This is a genomic window from Thermococcus sp. SY098, from assembly GCF_035621495.1.
GTDB lineage: Archaea > Methanobacteriota_B > Thermococci > Thermococcales > Thermococcaceae > Thermococcus_B.
Genome location: NZ_CP141821.1, coordinates 320,827 through 339,162, shown reverse-complemented (window position 1 = coordinate 339,162; position 18,336 = coordinate 320,827). Strand labels below are relative to the sequence as shown.

Genomic DNA, 18,336 nt, shown 5'->3' with positions numbered 1-18,336 from the left:
CATGATACTTGGAATTCATGACGGCCATGATGCTGGAGCTGTTTTAATTAAAGATGGGGAAATTTATGCAGTTAATGAGGAGAGGCTTAATCGAATTAAGCATTACCGCGGCTTTCCAAAATTAAGTGTACTCAAAGTGCTCGAAATGGGGAATGTAACTCCAGATGAAGTTGAAATCATTGCGATTGCCGGCATCTTTAGAAAGCGCTCCCGTCTTTTGGAGCTTGAAAAGAACTTAGCGAAGATTTTTGGGAAAGATTTCAAAAGAAAAGTTCTCTATGTTGAGCATCACCTTGCTCACGCAGCCTCAGCTTATCTCACTTCCGGCTGGAGAGAGGCGTTAGCTTTAAGCATAGACGCCGCTGGAGATGGCTTAAGCTCATCAATCTACATCTGCAGAGATGGTGAGATGATTAGAATTGCCCAGTCCACTTATCTCGATTCCCTTGGGGATTTCTATGCATCAGTTACGGAGCTTTTGGGATTTAAGCCTATGAGACACGAGGGCAAGGTAATGAGCTTGGCAGCTTATGGAAAGCCGAGCTATGATTTATCCGCGATAATTGAGCTTAATGGTTTAACCTTTGAAAACCATCTCAAACTCGTTGGAATTGAGGCAACTAAAAAACTGGCTGAATTCTTTAATTTCCCCTTTGAGAAAGCTAAAGAAGTTTCTGCCAACTTAAAGAAGGGGCAACTCAGCGGAAAATTGGAGCAGAAAGCCATTGAGATAGCGGCATCAGCTCAGAAGCATCTGGAAAAGATTGTAGATGAACTTGGGCTTAAGCTTACAAAGTATGGATTGCCCTTGGCTTATGCCGGAGGAGTTGCGCAGAATGTTAAGGCGAACATGGTTTTAAGAAGGCACTTCCCAGATTTGTGGGTGTTTCCAGCTATGCATGACGGCGGTTTAGCCTTTGGAGCTGCAGTTTATGTTAAATCACAGCTTGAAAGACTGGATGGTAGATGGAAGCCATTTAAGCTGGAACACGTTTATCTCGGTCCTTCTTACTCTGAGGATGAAATTGAGGAATTTTTGAGAGAGGAAGGAGTCAAGTATGAGGAAATCAGGGTTGTTTCAGGTTTTGTTGCTGATTCCTTAATTGATGGAAAAATTGTTGCATTCTTCCAGGGGAAAATGGAGTTCGGACCGAGAGCTTTGGGCAACCGCTCTATTTTAGCAGACCCGAGGGATGAAAGTATTAAAGAAAAGCTCAATTTGGCTTTGAGGAGAGATGTCTTCCAGCCATTTGCACCAACAATTTTAGAGGAAAGGATTGGAGATTATTTAGTTGACCCATATCCAAACAAGTTCATGACAATGAGCTATTGGGCCACAGAGGAGTTCATAAAAGAGGCACCAGCCGTTGTCCATGTTGACGGCACAACAAGACCCCAGACCCTTGAGGAAGAGGATAATCACACGTATTACAACATAATTAAGCTCTTTGAGAAGCGGAGTGGAGTTGGTGCCGTGCTAAACACCTCATTTAATATGCATGGTGAGCCGATAGTTTGCTCACCTGAGGATGCGCTGAGGACGTTCAGAAAGGCAAAGCTTGACGTGCTGGTTTTGGAGAAGTTTGCTGTTTATTTGTAATTTTTCGACTTTATTTTCCTTAAATCGAATATTTTACAGCGGCAAAATTATAAGTCTCAAAGCTGAGTTCATTTTGGTGATTCTCATGGCGCTAAGTGATGTATTAGAGCGTGTAAATCCTTCTGAAATTAGAAAGCTTTTTGATTTGGCTCAAGGTATTGAGGGAATAATCTCATTAGGAATCGGGGAGCCTGATTTTGATACGCCAGAGCATATCAAAGAGTATGCAAAAGAAGCTTTGGACAAGGGGCTAACGCATTATAGCCCTAATGCTGGAATCTCAGAGCTTAGAGAAGCGGTTGCTGAAAAGCTGAAGAGGGATAATGGCATTGATGCGGATCCTAAAACGCAAATTATGATAACTGTCGGCGCTAATCAAGCCTTACTGATGGGCTTTGCAACATTTCTTAAGGATGGAGATGAAGTTTTAGTACCTTCACCGATGTTTGTCAGCTATGCTCCCGCTGTGATTTTAGCCGGAGGAAAGCCTGTGGAAGTTCCGACTTACGAAGAAAATGAATTTCGCCTGAATGTGGATGAGCTTGAGAAGTATGTAACTTCAAAGACGAGAGCTCTGATACTCAACAGCCCAAACAACCCAACTGGGTCAGTTCTAACTAAAAAAGACCTTGAAGAGATTGCAGATTTTGCAGTCGAGCATGATTTGATTATTTTGAGCGATGAGGTTTATGAGTATTTTGTCTATGATGGAGTTAGGAACCACAGCATTGCCTCCCTTGATGGAATGTTTGAGAGGACTATCACAATAAACGGCTTCTCAAAGACTTTTGCAATGACTGGTTGGAGACTTGGCTTCGTCGCTGCTCCAGAGTGGGTCATTGAAAAGATGGTTAGGTTCCAGATGTACAATGCTACTTGTCCCGTGACGTTTGTTCAGTATGCAGCTGCTAAGGCTCTGAGGGACGAAAGGAGCTGGAGGGCTGTTGAGGAGATGCGCAAGGAATACGACAGAAGGAGGCAGATGGTCTGGAAGCGCTTAAATGAAATGGGACTGCCGACAGTCAAGCCTAAAGGTGCTTTTTATATCTTCCCACGCATAAAAGACACTGGGCTAACGAGCAAAGAGTTCAGCGAGCTGATGATCAGGGAGGCAAAAGTTGTAGTGGTTCCAGGGAGTGCTTTTGGGAAGGCTGGAGAGGGCTATATAAGGATCAGCTATGCAACAGCTTACGAGAAGCTTGAGGAGGCTATGAACAGAATGGAGAAAGTGCTGGAGGGGAAGGGGTTAGTATAGTGTTATGCTCACCTTCTTTCCTTCATTTATGTCAATCACGGCATAATGCCCTCTGAAAAGAGGACCCGGGTTCACTATAAGCGTCTTTCCAATTTCATCAATGCCCCTTGCTTCGTGAATGTGACCGCAGATAACTAAAGGCGGTTGCTTTTCTTCTATGAATTTTCTCAAAGCTTTGCTTCCCACGTGAAGCCCAGTAAATGTCCTATCAACTTTTGTTCCATAGGGAGGGACATGCATAAGCAAAATGTCGCCATCACGGTAGTTTTTGTTTAGGCTCTCCCAGATTTCAGCGTCGTGGAACTCCCAGATTGTTGAGAAGGGGGTTATGTTTGAACCACCAAATCCCACAATTCCGATTCCATTAATTTCAATTCTCTTATCGTGGAGATTTATTCCAAGTTCTTCGAGCAAATCCAAAACATCTCTGCCATCACAGTTTCCCATTACAGCAAATACTGGCTTTTTAAATTCCAAAAAGTACTTCAAACTTTTTTCAGCACTGCCCCTGCCTTTAAAATGCGTTATGTCTCCGGCTATAAGAAGAACATCAAATTTTTCATCCTTTATCTTCTCTACAAGCCATTTCGCTTTGTTTTCATTACCATGGATGTCTGTTATTGCTATAATCCTCATCTCTTCACCCCCCGTACCAATTTAGCAATCAATCATTTAAGCGTTAGCCTTAAATCCATGAAAACTTTTTCATAAGTTGGTGAGTGAGAGCATGAAAGAGTGGAAGGAGAGACTGAAAGAAGAAGGCTACATCGAGGTGGGGGATTTCATTATAGAGGTTAGTGTGGACTCAGAATGTCCCTGTAAAGATGATGAAGTATATCCTGCAATAACGGTCTATGATAGAAGAACTGAAAGCTGGTATTATGTTGATGAACCTTTTGACCCTGTGAATAATTTCACCGAGGCGTGGAAGCAAGCAATAAAAGTTCTTGAGGAGTATATAAACGGAAAAGGGCCAAGGCTCAAAAGAACCCCAAAGAAATTTGCGCCTGACGATGTAATTAAAAGATTTGCAGAAGCCCTAAAAACCCTGGAAAATAAAACAGAATTTTAAATTTTCGATTTAAACTCAATGTTTGAACTTTTAAACCATATATCGAGCACAAAGCCAACATTTGAATTCTCTCCAGATTTTGTGAATTTGCCACCAAATCCTGAAAAAAATGGAGAGAAAACCTTATTTAGCTAAACACAGTCATTTTTCTTGGTGTTGAAGAAATGGGCACTGCTCCTCCCTGTAAGGAACCTGACCCTATTAAAGAATTAATACCCTGGGCAAGGGATGATGCAATTGTGCAGGCATTTAAGGAAAGGGAGAGAGAAAGGGAGGAAATCTTAGAGATGATTGGGAATTTCCGAGATATATCTTTTCTTCCGGAAGATGCCAGAGAGATATTTGGCAACATAGAAAAGAGGAACAAAAACTAATAAAACACGACTTCAACCTCTTCTCCTTCTAAGTAACCTTCGCTGTCCTCTGGAATCGTTATGTATCCATTGCTCTCCACTAAAGAGCTTATCAACCCACTTCCACTTTTCCTTATTGGCTTTGCCTTTCCATCCTCATACCAGACCTTAACGAACTCATACCTGCCGAGGGTTGATGGAACCTTTGCTGTCAGCTTTGCTTTAACTTTAGCTGGCTTGAAGTTTGCCCCAACAAGCTTTGCAAGGGCGTATTTAACGAAGAGGTGAAACTGAGCAAATACTGCAACTGGATAGCCGCTCATTACAAAAACCCTCTCTCCATATCCAACAGGTCTCCCTGGCTTTATTGTGGTTCCATGGAAGAGCAGATTAACAAAGCGGTGAGCGTAATCTTTGTCTCCAAACGCACTGCCCCCTGTAATCAAAACCAAATCACACTCGCTCTTAGCTTTCTCGAGCATTTCTCTGATAATGCTTTCATCGTCAGGTAAAATCCCGTAAAACACTGGCTCTCCGAAGTACTGCTTAACCAAGCCCTTCAGCATTATTGAGTTGCTTTCCAAGATTTTACCGCTTTCAAGGGCTCTTTCATCAAGTTCTTCAATGAGCTCATCTCCCGTGACAATTATTCCAACTCTTGGCTTTCTCTTAACCTTCACCCTCTTTATTCCAACGCTTTTTAAAAGTGATAGATCCTGAGGTCTGAGGATTTGCCCTTTCTTGAGTATAATTTGCCCTCTCTTTATGTCCTCACCTTTGAAGGCAACGTTCTGTCCCGGAGCAACGGGTCTTAATACGTAGATTTTGTTCCCTTCCCTTTTTACTTGTTCCTGCATAATGACAGCATTGGCACCTTTCGGCAGTTTATTCCCTGTCATGAGTTTTACAGCCTTTCCGCGTGTGACCTCTGTCTTGCTCTCCATCCCAGCAGTTATCTCATCTACGACCTCTAATTCAACAGGAGCATATTCTCTCGTTTGGAAAGTGTCTTCAGCTCTTACAGCATAGCCGTCAACTGCTGAACGGTCAAATGGAGGAGAATCTATTGGACTCTTCACGTTCTCAGCGAGAATCCTTCCAAGGGCTTCATCCAGGCTTACTTCTTCAACATCTGGGATTTCATCAATGTCATTAATCATAAGCTGGAATGCCTCTTTATACGGCATGAGCTTTTTGAATTCGCGCATTTGAATCACCGAATTATTTAATTATGTAAATGTGTAATTGTATCATTCTCTTGCGTGCTTTAGAATGTGATAAGCCTCCCTCTTAATTATCTCAACCCCAGTTTTCACGGCATTCAAGCTGCCCGGCAGGCAAAAGACCACTTTGCTTTCTTTGTCCCTTATGATTCCGGCTGTTGCCCTTGTCAGCACTGCAGCAGTTCCAATTTCCTCAAAGCTTTTCAATCTGAAGATTTCACCAAAACCCGGGAGCTCTTTATCAAAGAGGGGTCTTATCGCTTCAATTGTGACATCTCTCCTCGTTACTCCTGTTCCCCCTGTCGTTATTACCACGTCGGCTTTTTCAAGAGCCTCAAGCATCGCTTTGAGGATTGCAAGTTTCTCATCAGGAACAATCTTGTAGTAAACGTTTTCATTCCCCGCTTTCTTCAGTTCTTCAATTATGTAATAACCGCTTAGATCTTCCCTTTTATCGGCACTTGCAGTGTCGCTAACCGTTATAACCGCAAATTTAAACTTCTTGGGAGCTTTTGCCCTGTGCTCTTCGTGGGACATTTTTACACCACCGTTTAACATTATGCAGGAGGGTTAATAACTTTTAGGTTAGCTACTTGAGAGCGGTTTTTTAATCATGCCGAGAACCGTTTGCACGCTTTTTGATTTCATGATGCTCCAAAACATGGTAGTATTTATCATCAAAACCTTTAAAATATATAATCTCGATTATATAATCATGATTACACAAAAGTTCGTGGACAGACAGGAGGAAGTCAGGATACTCAGGAACGCCTTTAGAAAGGGAGCCCTCGTAATAGTCTATGGGCGGAGAAGAGTTGGGAAAACGAGGCTCCTTATAGAGGCATCCAGAGAGTTTAGAACCCTTTATCATCTCTGCAAAGAGGAGGAAGTTTCTGAAACCTTAAAGTCTTTAAATTCAAAGCTCTTTTCGCTTACAAAGGATGAAACCCTACTCAGACATCCAATAACGTCCTTTGAGGAGTTCTTTGACAGACTGCCAGAGGACACTGTGGTAATATTTGACGAATTCCAGATACTTGCTAAGAATTACCCGCGAATACTCGGCATCCTCCAAGAATACTGGGACTTCAAGAGAAAAGGGAGCCTTATCTTATGTGGCTCAAGTGTTTCCATGATGAAGGAGCTGGCTTCCTATGGAAGTCCCATCTACGGAAGGAGGACATTATCGCTCAAGGTTCCGCCCATGAAGTTTCTCCATGTAAGGGAGTTCTTTCCAAGCTATAACATGGAGGATGTTGTCAAAGTTTACGGTGCTGTCGGTGGAATTCCTGACTACCTCCTTCGCTTTGATGCCTCACTGTCACCAGAGGAAAACATAAAGGAAAGTTTCTTTAATAGGGGATTCTTTTACGATGAAGCCGAGTATCTCCTCCGATACGAGCTGAGGGATTTAAGCACCTACAATACTATACTTGAAGCCATCAGTTATGGGTACAGGTCTTTCAACGAGCTCAAAACCATAACTGGGATAGACGGTTCCAAGCTGGCGCGATATCTAAGCATATTGATGAATCTTGACATCGTTGATAAGGAGTTCCCGGTAACGGTTAAGCCCAAGAAAAGAAGGAAGAACTCCCGATACTTCATTAAAGACAACTACTTTGCATTCTACTACACCTTTGTCTACCCATTCAAGGAGGAGATTGAGCTTGGCATTCCAGAAGTTGCCGTAGAAAAATTTGAACAAAACTTCAACCGCTATCTTGGCTGGGTTTTCGAAGGAACAGCGAAGGAATTCTTAGTTGAGCTAAATAAATGGAAAGAGTTGCCTTTCCGCTTTACCAAAATCGGGAAGTGGTGGTATAAGAGCGAGGAGATTGATTTGGTGGCTTTGAATGAGAGGGAGAAAAAAGCCTTATTTGTGGAGGTGAAGTGGAAGAACTTGAAAAAGAGGGAGGCTAAGAATATTTTGAAGGAGTTGGAGAGGAAAAGCAAGTTTGTGAATTTGGAAGGCTGGGAAAAGGTTTACGGATTGATTGCTAAGAGGGTGGAAGAAAAAGAGATGTTGAGGAAAGAGCGGCTTGTGTGGGACTTGAAAGACTTCGAAATCTTTATAAACAGAGAAACTTACTCTAAAGTATGATACTCGTGAGTAAGTTTATTGACCGCAAGCCGGAGCTGGACTTCCTGCGTGAAAGATATCACTCTGGAAGGCCCGAACTGATAATCCTTTACGGGCGGAGGAGAATAGGCAAGACGTACCTCCTTCAGAAATTTCTTTCCGAGGTTGATGGGGTCTATCTGCTTGCCGAGGAGAGCGAAACCATCCTTGAGGACTTTTCCGAGAGGCTCGCTGAGTATTTCAACGATTCTTTCCTCAGGGAGAACCCGCTCCAGAACTGGAGGGCGTTTTTCACTTATCTTGCGGGAAAAAGCTCCGAACGGCTCGTTGTAGTGATAGATGAAGTTCAGTACATAGCGAAAGCTCAAAAGGACTTTCTCAGCGTCCTTCAAAAGTACTGGGATATGCACCTCTCGAAGACGAGGATAATGCTGATACTCTGCGGTTCGCTGATTTCATTCATGGAGGGCATTCTTTCTGCAAAGTCTCCCATTTATGGAAGAAGAACCGGAGCGTGGAAAGTTGAGGAAATGAACTTTTTCAACATAAGGAAGTTCCATCCCCTAAGCACCGAGGAGGCGATTCACGTTTACTCCGTCTTCGGCGGCGTCCCGCAGTACTGGGCGGATTACAATCCAGAGCTTGACTTCTGGGACAATCTAAGAGCTCTTCTGCTGTCGAAGGGCGCAAAATACTACGACGAACCCAAATATTTGCTTAAGCAGGAGCTGAGGGACGTTTCGCGATACTTCTCAATACTGAGGGCGATAGCACTTGGCTACAACCGCTTCGGCCAGATAGCGGACAAGGCCAGAGTTGACCTTAACTCGCTCGGCAAGTACCTCAACGTTCTTGAGGAGATGGGATACGTTGGAGAGGAAAAGCCCATCGTGGGGAGGGGGAGGAGCATCTACAAAATAAACGATAAGCTCTTCAACTTCTGGTTCCGCTTCATCTATCCGAGGAAAAGCGAAATTGAGATGGGTTTTGATGTTGTGGAGGATATCAAGCTCAGGTTTAACGAATACATTGGATTCGTTTTCGAGGAGATAGCTAAGCAGTTTCTGATTGAGCTTAACAAAACTGGAAGGCTACCCTTCAGGTTCACAAGGATTGGAAAGTGGTGGCATAAAGGTGAGGAGATTGACCTCTTAGCGTTGAACGAGCGGGAGAAGAAGGCTCTCTTCATTGAGGTCAAGTGGAAAAACCTGAGCGAGAGGGAGGCGAGGAGAATTTTAAGGGATTTGGAGAGGAAAGCTCAGCTTACTGGTCTCGATGATTGGGAGAAGGGCTACGGTCTCGTTGTCAAAGGCGTTGAGGGGAAGGAAGGGCTTAAGGCTGAGGGCTGGCAGGTTTGGGATTTAGAGGACTTTGAAGAAAGCTGACTGAACGTTAAGGTAAGATTTTTATATTTTTGAGTTGAATAAGTGAAGAGAACAGGTGGTAAGAAGATGCTGCTGATGAAGAAAGAGCCGAAGAAGATAAAGATAAGGGAGAAGAAAGGATTATTCGGACCGGTAAAGGAGTGGGAAGCAGAGTACGTCTTTGTAGAGGAGCCCGAACGGGAAGCGGGGAAAATTACGGATGGTATTTCCTGGGCGATACGGCAGGATCTGGACTTGCCTGACGATGTCGATCGGCACATAACACACACACTACTGGGTGTCCGAAATAGAGGAAAAAACAAAAGACGGTGAAAGCAGAGGCGTTAAACTGGTGCTGGAAGGGGACCCCACACCCTGGAAGTTCCGTGAATACCATAAAAAGCTCTCACTCCTCAGGGCTACAATCGGGCTTGCAACGCTCGCAATTACATACAGGCACAGAGATAAGGACGCGTTCAAATCATTTGCAGATGACGTTTACGCTGAACATGTTACGGGAAGGGCGTTAATACGGGTTGCAAAGAAGAAAATACATGCGTTTGAAGGTGAACTAGACGAAAAGAAGCTTACATGGTTCATAAAGAAATATCCGGAAGGCGATGCGTATATCATACCGCCACCGGAGGAGATATTTGAGGATGAAGAAAAGATCGACAAACTCGCTGAGGGTATTAAGCACGAATTTTATAAGAAATATGATATTATCCTGCCAAAGGAGGACATCGTTTACGCGTTAAAAAAATCGTATGAAATCACAAAGAAATTTCTGGACGTATACGACGATCTAGCAAGCGGAAGAATAAGAGATCCAAGCGAGGGGATCCGGAAGCACCCCGCATACAAGGAACTCATCCAGTTCCTCAAGGAGTTTGCCGGCGCAAAAAAGAAAGTAAAACGTCCGAAGGCTCTTCAGAAGGGAAAAGATGTCCAAAAGGGGAGTGAGGGTGGAGATTCTCTAACTGTGGACATATTGGCGATGTTCCAAGCACTGAAGCTTCTCAACTACAGCGAGGATGCCGTAAGCAATACTGTAAAAGATTTGGAGAAGAAGATTAAGAGCATAGCAGAGCTTGATGATCCGGGGCCAGAGGACGTGTACATGCTCGGCCTCTATTACTTGGCCCTTAACTACATAAGGGAGGAGAAGTTCGAGAAAGCCGAAGAGGTTTTTAGGAACCTCTGAGTGTTCCTTGGTTCTCAGAGTTACAATCCTTTTAGTTTACCGTTTATAAAAGTGCGTTTTCACAACTCTGCCATTTAATGAAAGCAGACTTTCACAAAACTTAATATAAAACAGTCCACTAATAACAACAGCACTGACAGTTTACCTTGGGAAAAACGTGATAAAGGGAAGGAAGGGATTCTTCGGGATAGAAGTCAGGTATGGAAAGGAGGCACTACCCCTTCCCCGTGCTCTACCTTTCAAAAGACGAACTCGATGCAAACACAGTTCCAGTCTCGCTCTACCTCTACGGTCTTGAGAAAAGCAAAAGATCAATATAACCAAAAATTTCAAATTTAATATAAATCTGAACTTAATTATGGTGATCCTATGCATGAGCTCTACACCGTTTTAGCTGAATACTACGATGCGATTTACCGACGCAGGGCAGAGCGGGTTGGGGAGGAGATAGACTTCGTTGAGGAAATTTTCAAGAACGATGCAAAAAGAGAAATCAACAAGATTCTTGACTTAGCCTGCGGGACTGGAATTCCAACGGTTGAGCTGGCAAGAAGAGGTTACAAGGTTGTTGGCTTAGATTTGCATGAAGAGATGCTAAGAGTTGCGAGGAGAAAAGCTCGGCAGGCTGGATTAAAGATTGATTTCATTCAAGGAGATGCCACCAAACTAAACTTTGAAAATGAATTCGATGCAGTGACGATGTTCTTTTCAAGCATCATGTACTTCGATGAAAATGCAATTAAACAATTATTTAATTCCGCAATTAAAGCATTAAAGCCGGGAGGAGTATTTGTTGCGGACTGGTCTAATCTGTGTTTTTTACAGTTTGATAGAGCTCCGACTATATGGAAAGAGAAGAACGGAGATGAAACAGTAATAACAACAAGCTGGAAGGAAATTGAAAGTGCAACCCAAAGGCTCCATTTGAAATATTTAGTTCAAATTTTAAAGCCTAACGGCACTATTAGAGCTTTCCACGTTCACGAGGTTCTTAATGCCTATACCCCAAGAGAGATTCGTCTTTTGGCGGAAAAGTACTTTAGTGAAGTGAAAATTTATGGGGACATGAAGAGAAACTTGGGGAAGAATGCATACAGATTCTGGCTCGTTGGAGTTGCACCTTAAACTTTTTAAACTTCGAGTTCATCTTTATTCTTTGGTGGTGCCTATCGTCCATCGGAAGACTCTTTGAAACTTTTAGTATCTTTGAAAAGAACAGCATTAGTTGGCACCATCCAACGGGTTTTAGAATCTCAGAGCGCTTTTCTTCAGAGGAACTCCTCAGCTTAAGAGGGGAGATTAAGGTTTTTAAACAAACACACCATATAGGCTCGGGAGGTTGATAACATGCTGCCGAAGAATTATAATCCCGAAGAAGTTGAAACCAAGTGGCAGAAGTTCTGGTTGGATGAAAAGATTTACAAGTATGAGCTTGATGAGAAAAAGCCTCCATATGCAATTGATACACCACCGCCATTCACAAGCGGAACACTTCACTTAGGTCACGTATTAAGCCATACATGGATTGATATTGTGGCGAGATATAAGAGAATGAGGGGCTACAACGTTCTTTTCCCACAGGGTTTTGATAACCATGGACTCCCAACGGAGCTCAAGGTGGAGAAGGAGTTCGGCATAAGCAAGGACGAGCCAGAGAAGTTTCTGCAGAAGTGCATCGAGTGGACTTGGCAGGCTATTGAGGCAATGAGAAATCAGTTTATCAGGATTGGTTACTCTGCCGATTGGGACTTGGAGTATCATACTATGGATGACGAATACAAGGCTTTAGTGCAGAAATCTCTGCTTGAGTTCTACAAGAAAGGTCTGCTTTATCAAGCAGAGCACCCTGTGTTCTGGTGTCCAAACTGTAGGACTTCCCTGGCAAAAGCGGAAGTAGGTTACGTGGAAGAGGACGGCTTCCTTTACTACATAAAGCTTCCACTGGCTGATGGGAACGGCTACATTCCAATAGCAACAACAAGACCAGAGCTTATGCCAGCTTGTGTAGCTGTATTTGTACACCCAGAAGATGAAAGGTATAAAGATTTAGTCGGTAAGAAGGTAAAACTCCCAATCTTTGAGAGAGAGGTTCCAATCTTGGCTGATGAGGATGTTGATCCAAGCTTTGGAACCGGAGCCGTTTATAATTGTACTTACGGTGATGAGCAGGACATAGTGTGGCAGAAGCGCTACAACTTGCCGGTGATTATTGCGATTGACGAATATGGAAGGATGACAGAAGTAGCCGGTAAATACAAGGGCATGAAGACAGAGGAAGCAAGGGAAGCAATTGCAAAGGACTTGGAAGAGATGGGCTTGCTCTACAAGAAGGAGAAGATAAGGCACCGCGTTTTGAGGCACACAGAGAGAAGCTCATGTATGGCTCCAATTGAGTTATTACCCAAGAAGCAGTGGTTCATTAAGGTGAAGGAGTTCACGGAGGAACTTGTGGAAGTTGCGGGGCAGATAAGGTGGTTCCCAGAGGATATGTTCCTAAGGCTCAAGGACTGGGCGGAAAGCATGGACTGGGACTGGGTTATCAGCAGACAGAGGGTGTTTGGAACTCCAATTCCATTCTGGGTGTGTAAGGACTGTGGCGAAATAATCCCGGCAAGAGAGGAAGACTTACCAGTTGACCCAAGATTTGACAAGCCGCCTGTAGAGAAGTGTCCAAAGTGCGGCTCGACCAACTTAGAAGGAGTCAGGGACGTCTTGGACTGCTGGATTGATTCATCTATAACCCCACTCGTCATAACAAAGTGGACTAAAGATGAGAAGTGGTTCAAACATAACTTCCCAACAGCTCTAAGACCTCAGGGAACAGACATCATCAGAACATGGGCATTCTACACAATCTTCAGAACTTACATTCTCACTGGACAAAAACCGTGGCATGACATCTTAATCAACGGAATGGTGGCTGGACCAGATGGCAGAAAGATGAGCAAGAGCTATGGGAACGTTGTTTCACCAGAGGAAGTGATTCCAAAATATGGTGCCGATGCTCTAAGACTTTGGACAGCATTAGCCCCACCGGGAGAAGATCATCCGTTCAAGTGGGAAACTGTGGATTACAACTTCCGCTTTCTCCAAAAGCTCTGGAACATCTTCCGCTTTGCAGAGAGACACATCAAGGATCTGGACTACAATGCAAGCAAGGACATCAAGCTCGAGCCTCTTGACAAGTGGATACTCTCAAGGCTTCACCGCCTAATCAAGTTCGCAACAAACGAGATGGAAATCTACCGCTTCAACCTGCTCACAAGGGAGCTTATGACGTTCATATGGCACGAGGTCGCAGATGACTACCTTGAAATGATTAAGCACAGGCTTTATGGAGATGACGAAGAGAGCAAGCTTAAGGCAAGAGTGGCATTGTATGAGTTGCTCTACAATATCCTCCTACTGCTCGCACCATTTGTACCACATATAACAGAAGAGCTCTATCAGGAGGTCTTTAAGGATAAAGTGGGGGCAAAGAGCATCCACCTCTTGGAGTGGCCCGCTTACAATGAGGCAAGGATTGATGAGGAAGCTGAAAAGCTCGGAGAGCTTGCGAGGGAAATTGTTGGTGCGATGAGGAGATACAAGAACTCCCACGGCTTGGCTTTGAATGCAAAGCTTAAGCATGTGGCAATTTATGCAGTAGACAGCTATGAAATGCTCAAGCTCATAGAGAAAGACATTGCTGGAACGATGAATATTGAGAAGCTTGAAATCATAAAGGGCGAGCCTGAGCTTGAGGAAAGAATCATTGAAATCAAACCCAACTTTAGGACAGTGGGGCCGAGATATGGAAAGCTCGTTCCAAAGATTGTTGCATACCTCAAGCAGAATGCTGATGCAGTTGCAAAAGATATCAAAGAAAGCGGAAAAGTGGAGTTTGAAATCGAGGGACAGAAGATTGAGCTCAGCAAGGACGACATAGTGCTTAGAAAAGCTGTGTTCAGCGAGGGAGAAGAAGTGGAAACGGCAGTTGTGAGAGATGCTGTAATTTTGTTCTTTGCTTGATTTTTCCTTTTCTTCAACAATTATAACACAGCAGAGCCGCTCTCTTCAGCAGAATAACCCTGTAGAGCTTTCCGTTGATAATTCTCGCCACCGCTATCTTGTTGAGATGATGTATTCTCTTCCTCTCAAGGGCAACGAAGTTGAGTTCTCTTAAAACCTGTACGAAGTCCTCCCACCGTATGTTGAGCCATTTTGAATACTCCTCAAAGAGCTCCTTTTCAACGACCAAATATTTCTTGCCGTCTATCAGATATCTCCTCTTATGCTTTGGCAGTTCCTTCCTTAAGCGCCATCTTGCATGCAACGGCGACTGCACTGTAAGAATGGCTTCCTCCATGCTTTTGCCTTCCACGAGCATCTCAAGGAGGATTTTGAGTATGTGATTTATCCTGTCTGGAACTCCAATAATGTCTCCCCTAAGAACGATTTTCCTCCTTCTAACCTTGATTCCCTCACTTTCAAGGGCTTCCCCAATCTTCGCAGTGGTTCCCCTCTTAGTTCCGCCGGTATCAACAATTCCTCCAATGATAAAGGCCCCAACACTGAAGTCTTCTTCGCTTAAAACCTCCTCAGCTCTCGGATCGAGGAGGACAACTTCATCAATACCTTTCTCCTTTAGAAACTCCCCAGTTGAACCTTCATAGGCAGTAACTTTGTCAAGAGGAAAATGTGCCTTCTTCTTAAATTCCTCATTAACCCATGTTAACGCTAAAAGCTCGCTCCAGAGGTAATCCCTCAAAACACCATAGCTTTGAGCAGCTTGGAGAGCAACTTTGTTCTTTTCCTTTTCTGTGTGCTTTTCCCAGTGCATGAGGTCAATTATGAAATAGGGGCAATCATTTGGAAGCCTTGCTCTTAAATCTCCGGGAGAAATAATCACCTTAAACTTCTTTGCTATGCACGATGGAGCATAGGCGTATTTTGCTCCCTCTGTTCGTCTTCCGCTTAGATCCCAAGCTATTGCTGTGGGTTCATCGACTTCAACTATAGCTCCCTTACCTTCGAGAACATCTAACGCTATATCTTGAAGCTTGTTCTTTGATTTTCTGTATCTCTTGGAAAGTATACCTATCTTGTCTATTCCCTTTTCTTTGAGCAGCTCTGCAAAGATTTCGCTAAGCTTTTTCATTGGCATCGGTTTGAGCATCGGCAGTGAATTTTTAAGGTTTTCTCTCAAAGCTTAATAACTTCAAAATCGGATACATTGGTGATGAGAAAAGGTATTGCTGAGCTTCCACTTCACGGGGGTCATGTCCCACCTTGGCTGGCTGCACGTATGAGAAGATTGGCAAGATTAGTGGTTATTCTTTTGGTTGATGAATATGGCACAAAGGGAGTTCTTGAGAGGTTAGCGGATCCAGTTTGGTTTCAAGCTCTGAACAACCTAATTGGAATGGACTGGGATTCGTCAGGAAGTACAACTGTAACAACCGGGATTTTAAAGGAAGTCCTCTCAAAGGAAGAGCTCGGCATAAAAGCCGCTGGAGGAAAAGGTGCCAAGAGCAGAGAAACTCCAGCTCAATTGAGAGATATATGTGAGAAATATGAACTCGACAGCAGTGAATACGTCAGAATTTCCCGGTTAGTTGCCAAAGTTGACACAGTTGCTTTACAAACGGGATACCAGCTTTACCACCATGTCTTCTTCCTTGATGAGGAAGGAAACTGGGCAGTTGTTCAGCAGGGTATGAATCCAAAGGTCAAGCTTGCAAGGAGATACCACTGGTTCGATAATGAAAGCTTTACGCTGGAGCCTCACAAAGGGATAAGCGGAATCAAGCTTGAGTATGCGCTGAATACTGTTGATAAAAACACAAGAGAATATCAAAAAACCTTGCTCGATATCGTGAAAGAAGATCCAAGAAAGCTTGAGAGGGAGCTCAAAACTCTTACGGCAATTGTAAAAGGCTACAAACCTCTGGTTGTCTACAAACCATATGAAAAACTAAACCTGTCCGATACAGTTAGGAGATATAAAAGTCTGGGACAGATTGAGCTGAATCAGAGGGCTTTGGAGCTTGCAAGGGAACTGAGTGTGAAGAATTACGAGGAGTTTTTGCTCCTCAAAGGGCTTGGCCCGAGCACACTAAGAGCTTTGTCCCTTGTATTGGAGCTTGTGTATGATGTCCATCCTTCATGGAGAGACCCAGTTACTCATCCTCCCGATCCTTTTAAGTTTGCCTATGCTGTAGGTGGAAAGGATAGAGTACCCTTCCCAATTGATAAACCTACTTATGATGAGCTGATTTCTTTCCTTGAAAAGCTCGTTGAAAAGAATCCGCAAGAGAGGCAGATAGTTAAAGCTGTTACGAAGATAACCAAGAACTGGAAGCCGCCTGAGGAGGATAAAAAGCCTACTTAACAAATCTCTTTTATCGTTCCGATGTAAATCTAAGTAAAAAACTTAACCTCTTTTACTTTACCTAAGTGAGGGGTCTTCATGAAGAAGACCAATACAATATCGATATTCTTGTTAATAATGTTAGTCTGCGGATGCATTCAATCTTCTCCTACCTCCCATACTCTGGCAACTCCCATGCAAAAAACAATAACATCTCCAAATACATCAACATCTACAGCGACTCTATCAACACTTATGCCAAAGGAACAGATTAAAGACTTCAAGATAACAGCTAAATGGGAAAAAGAGTCTAATGTTCTGGTCCTATACTTAGAGGTGAAAAATCAAACTGCATGTACAAAAATTGATGGGAAACTGAAAATAACAATAAAGGACGAATTTGGTATTCTCATATACAACGGAACTTTGACTGTTCACAGATCAGATTTCCTATTTTACAGTGAGGAACTAACCAACATCTCTGGCAATCTTACAGAGCCCACTGTGTATAAAGCCCGATATGTACTGACCAACTTTCAAAAGGGCATTTCAAGTAGTGGCATCATTGATGCAACATTAATTACGAAAGATACTATGTTAAAAAAGGTTTTTACAGCTCAGAATCTCCCTAAAATGAGTGAAAAAGAAAGAATGCAGTACTTTGAAAAAGTCTATCTTAGGAATTCAAAACCACTAAATGTGACACAAAAGGAGGGTAATATTATACTCGAAGTTTACCGATATGGAATTTATGTGCATCCCCTAACTTTGAAAAAATACCTTAGGATAGACACCAAGATTAAGAATCTCGGAAACAATTCTGTAGAATTAATGATAAGAGAGCCAGCAAAGCTTACTGTTGATGGATTTTCAGTGATAGAATACCCCAGAGACATTTCAAGCATTAAAAGCAAAAAGCTTGAACCTGGTAAGGATATAACTGAAGAATTTCTTTTCCCGATGGAGGAGGTAAGTCTGGAGGGCAGAGAATTTATCCTTGAAGTCCACGAAACAGAGATGTTTCCCGAGAGAGAAGTAGAGATAATGCTTCCAAAACTTAAATTCTCACTAAACTATACACTGGTGAATATATCCAAAGCAGCTGAAAAGTTCCCAATTGAGATAACACTCATGAAGTATGCTGTTTTTGAATATGAAACACCAGAAGGAAAAGAGGAAGGGGTAAAAGTAATTCTGAAAATCAAAAATACAGGAGATAATGAGGTGAAAATAGATCTAAACGGAATTACCCTTGGAGGTGAGGTAAAAATTGCACCATTCACATGGTTCTTAACTGTGGGCCCCCATTCTGAAAAAGAAACATGGCTACTATTTCCTTATGTACAGGGAAGGACAACCCTAACAGTGCATCTATATGACCTAACAGAGCTTAAGGATGAGTTAATTGAGATTCCCTTTGAGATAAAGGGAACGCCGAGGACGAAGGAAATAAAAATCAACAAGACGATAGAGGAATATCCCCTAAAAATCATGATTGGAAAAGTTGAGGAGGTTCCATATTTGGAGATTACCAAACTGAAATCGCTTGTAAAAATATATCTTACGCTGGAGAACACTGGAGAAACAACCCTCCCGTTAAACATTGAACAGTGGGGGCTCTTGACTTCAAAAGGTGTATTGATTCCAGGAGATGTTGTTATGAGCAATCTCACAAACGTTATAGAACTCACTCCGGGAAATTGTGTATCTGGATATGTAGTATTTAAAGACATTCCAGAGGATGCCCAATATATTCTGAAAATTAAAATTCCAAATGCCCTAAAAACAATTAAATTCAAAGTTAAACTGCCAATAAGATTCGGAGAATAA

General features: G+C 43.0%; 16 protein-coding genes. 12 read left to right on the top strand and 4 right to left on the bottom strand.

Features of this window, described 5'->3' with window-relative positions; genetic code table 11:
* Nucleotide 1: 1 nt before the first annotated feature.
* Complete coding sequence (locus VFC49_RS01770; RefSeq protein ID WP_324735928.1) at nucleotides 2-1,600, top strand: carbamoyltransferase; 1,599 nt, start codon at nucleotides 2-4, stop codon at nucleotides 1,598-1,600.
* An 85-nt stretch (nucleotides 1,601-1,685) separates the two neighbouring features.
* On the top strand, nucleotides 1,686-2,855 hold the full coding sequence (locus tag VFC49_RS01765; RefSeq protein WP_324735927.1) for a pyridoxal phosphate-dependent aminotransferase: 1,170 nt from the start codon (nucleotides 1,686-1,688) through the stop codon (nucleotides 2,853-2,855).
* On the opposite strand, the gene VFC49_RS01760 is transcribed toward VFC49_RS01765, so the two are convergent.
* Complete coding sequence (locus VFC49_RS01760; protein ID WP_324735926.1) at nucleotides 2,847-3,491, bottom strand: YfcE family phosphodiesterase; 645 nt, start codon at nucleotides 3,489-3,491, stop codon at nucleotides 2,847-2,849. The two genes, VFC49_RS01765 and VFC49_RS01760, sit on opposite strands and share 9 nt — an antisense overlap.
* A 91-nt stretch (nucleotides 3,492-3,582) precedes the next feature.
* On the opposite strand from VFC49_RS01760, the gene VFC49_RS01755 reads away from it, so the two are divergent.
* Together VFC49_RS01755 and VFC49_RS01750 are read left to right on the top strand one after the other, a co-directional pair.
* Entirely contained in the window at nucleotides 3,583-3,927 is a 345-nt protein-coding gene (locus VFC49_RS01755; RefSeq protein ID WP_324735925.1) for a hypothetical protein, read from the top strand.
* Between the two features lie 164 nt (nucleotides 3,928-4,091).
* Nucleotides 4,092-4,301: a hypothetical protein gene (locus VFC49_RS01750; RefSeq protein ID WP_324735924.1), complete on the top strand. Its 210-nt coding sequence runs from the start codon at nucleotides 4,092-4,094 to the stop codon at nucleotides 4,299-4,301.
* Here the strand turns inward: VFC49_RS01750 and glp are convergent.
* Nucleotides 4,298-5,488, bottom strand: coding sequence for a gephyrin-like molybdotransferase Glp (glp, locus tag VFC49_RS01745; RefSeq protein ID WP_324735923.1), 1,191 nt, complete (start codon nucleotides 5,486-5,488; stop codon nucleotides 4,298-4,300). The genes VFC49_RS01750 and glp overlap by 4 nt on opposite strands.
* 42 nt (nucleotides 5,489-5,530) lie before the next feature.
* Nucleotides 5,531-6,040 (bottom strand): MogA/MoaB family molybdenum cofactor biosynthesis protein, encoded by a 510-nt coding sequence (locus tag VFC49_RS01740; protein WP_324735922.1) that lies wholly within the window; start codon nucleotides 6,038-6,040, stop codon nucleotides 5,531-5,533.
* 178 nt (nucleotides 6,041-6,218) lie between these two features.
* Between VFC49_RS01740 and VFC49_RS01735 the strand changes: the two genes are divergently transcribed.
* The 6 genes from VFC49_RS01735 (at nucleotide 6,219) to VFC49_RS01710 (ending at nucleotide 14,165) form a co-directional block, all read left to right on the top strand.
* Nucleotides 6,219-7,607, top strand: a complete 1,389-nt coding sequence (locus tag VFC49_RS01735; protein ID WP_324735921.1) for an ATP-binding protein — start codon at nucleotides 6,219-6,221, stop codon at nucleotides 7,605-7,607.
* Nucleotides 7,604-8,971, top strand: a complete 1,368-nt coding sequence (locus tag VFC49_RS01730; protein ID WP_324735920.1) for an ATP-binding protein — start codon at nucleotides 7,604-7,606, stop codon at nucleotides 8,969-8,971. The genes VFC49_RS01735 and VFC49_RS01730 overlap by 4 nt, the downstream gene beginning before the upstream one ends.
* A 66-nt stretch (nucleotides 8,972-9,037) precedes the next feature.
* Nucleotides 9,038-9,283, top strand: a complete 246-nt coding sequence (locus VFC49_RS01725) for a hypothetical protein (RefSeq protein ID WP_324735919.1) — start codon at nucleotides 9,038-9,040, stop codon at nucleotides 9,281-9,283.
* A 19-nt stretch (nucleotides 9,284-9,302) separates the two neighbouring features.
* Nucleotides 9,303-10,154: a hypothetical protein gene (locus tag VFC49_RS01720; protein WP_324735918.1), complete on the top strand. Its 852-nt coding sequence runs from the start codon at nucleotides 9,303-9,305 to the stop codon at nucleotides 10,152-10,154.
* A 369-nt stretch (nucleotides 10,155-10,523) separates the two neighbouring features.
* A complete protein-coding gene (locus VFC49_RS01715) occupies nucleotides 10,524-11,279 on the top strand; it encodes a class I SAM-dependent methyltransferase (protein ID WP_324735917.1) in 756 nt (251 codons plus the stop codon).
* 222 nt (nucleotides 11,280-11,501) lie between these two features.
* Entirely contained in the window at nucleotides 11,502-14,165 is a 2,664-nt protein-coding gene (locus VFC49_RS01710) for a valine--tRNA ligase (RefSeq protein ID WP_324735916.1), read from the top strand.
* A gap of 13 nt (nucleotides 14,166-14,178) precedes the next feature.
* On the opposite strand, the gene trm10 is transcribed toward VFC49_RS01710, so the two are convergent.
* Complete coding sequence (gene trm10 / locus VFC49_RS01705) at nucleotides 14,179-15,294, bottom strand: tRNA (guanine(9)-/adenine(9)-N1)-methyltransferase (RefSeq protein WP_324736575.1); 1,116 nt, start codon at nucleotides 15,292-15,294, stop codon at nucleotides 14,179-14,181.
* Nucleotides 15,295-15,375: 81 nt separating this feature from the next.
* Between trm10 and VFC49_RS01700 the strand changes: the two genes are divergently transcribed.
* Nucleotides 15,376-16,527, top strand: a complete 1,152-nt coding sequence (locus tag VFC49_RS01700; RefSeq protein WP_324735915.1) for a DUF763 domain-containing protein — start codon at nucleotides 15,376-15,378, stop codon at nucleotides 16,525-16,527.
* A 78-nt stretch (nucleotides 16,528-16,605) separates the two neighbouring features.
* Nucleotides 16,606-18,336, top strand: a complete 1,731-nt coding sequence (locus VFC49_RS01695; protein WP_324735914.1) for a hypothetical protein — start codon at nucleotides 16,606-16,608, stop codon at nucleotides 18,334-18,336.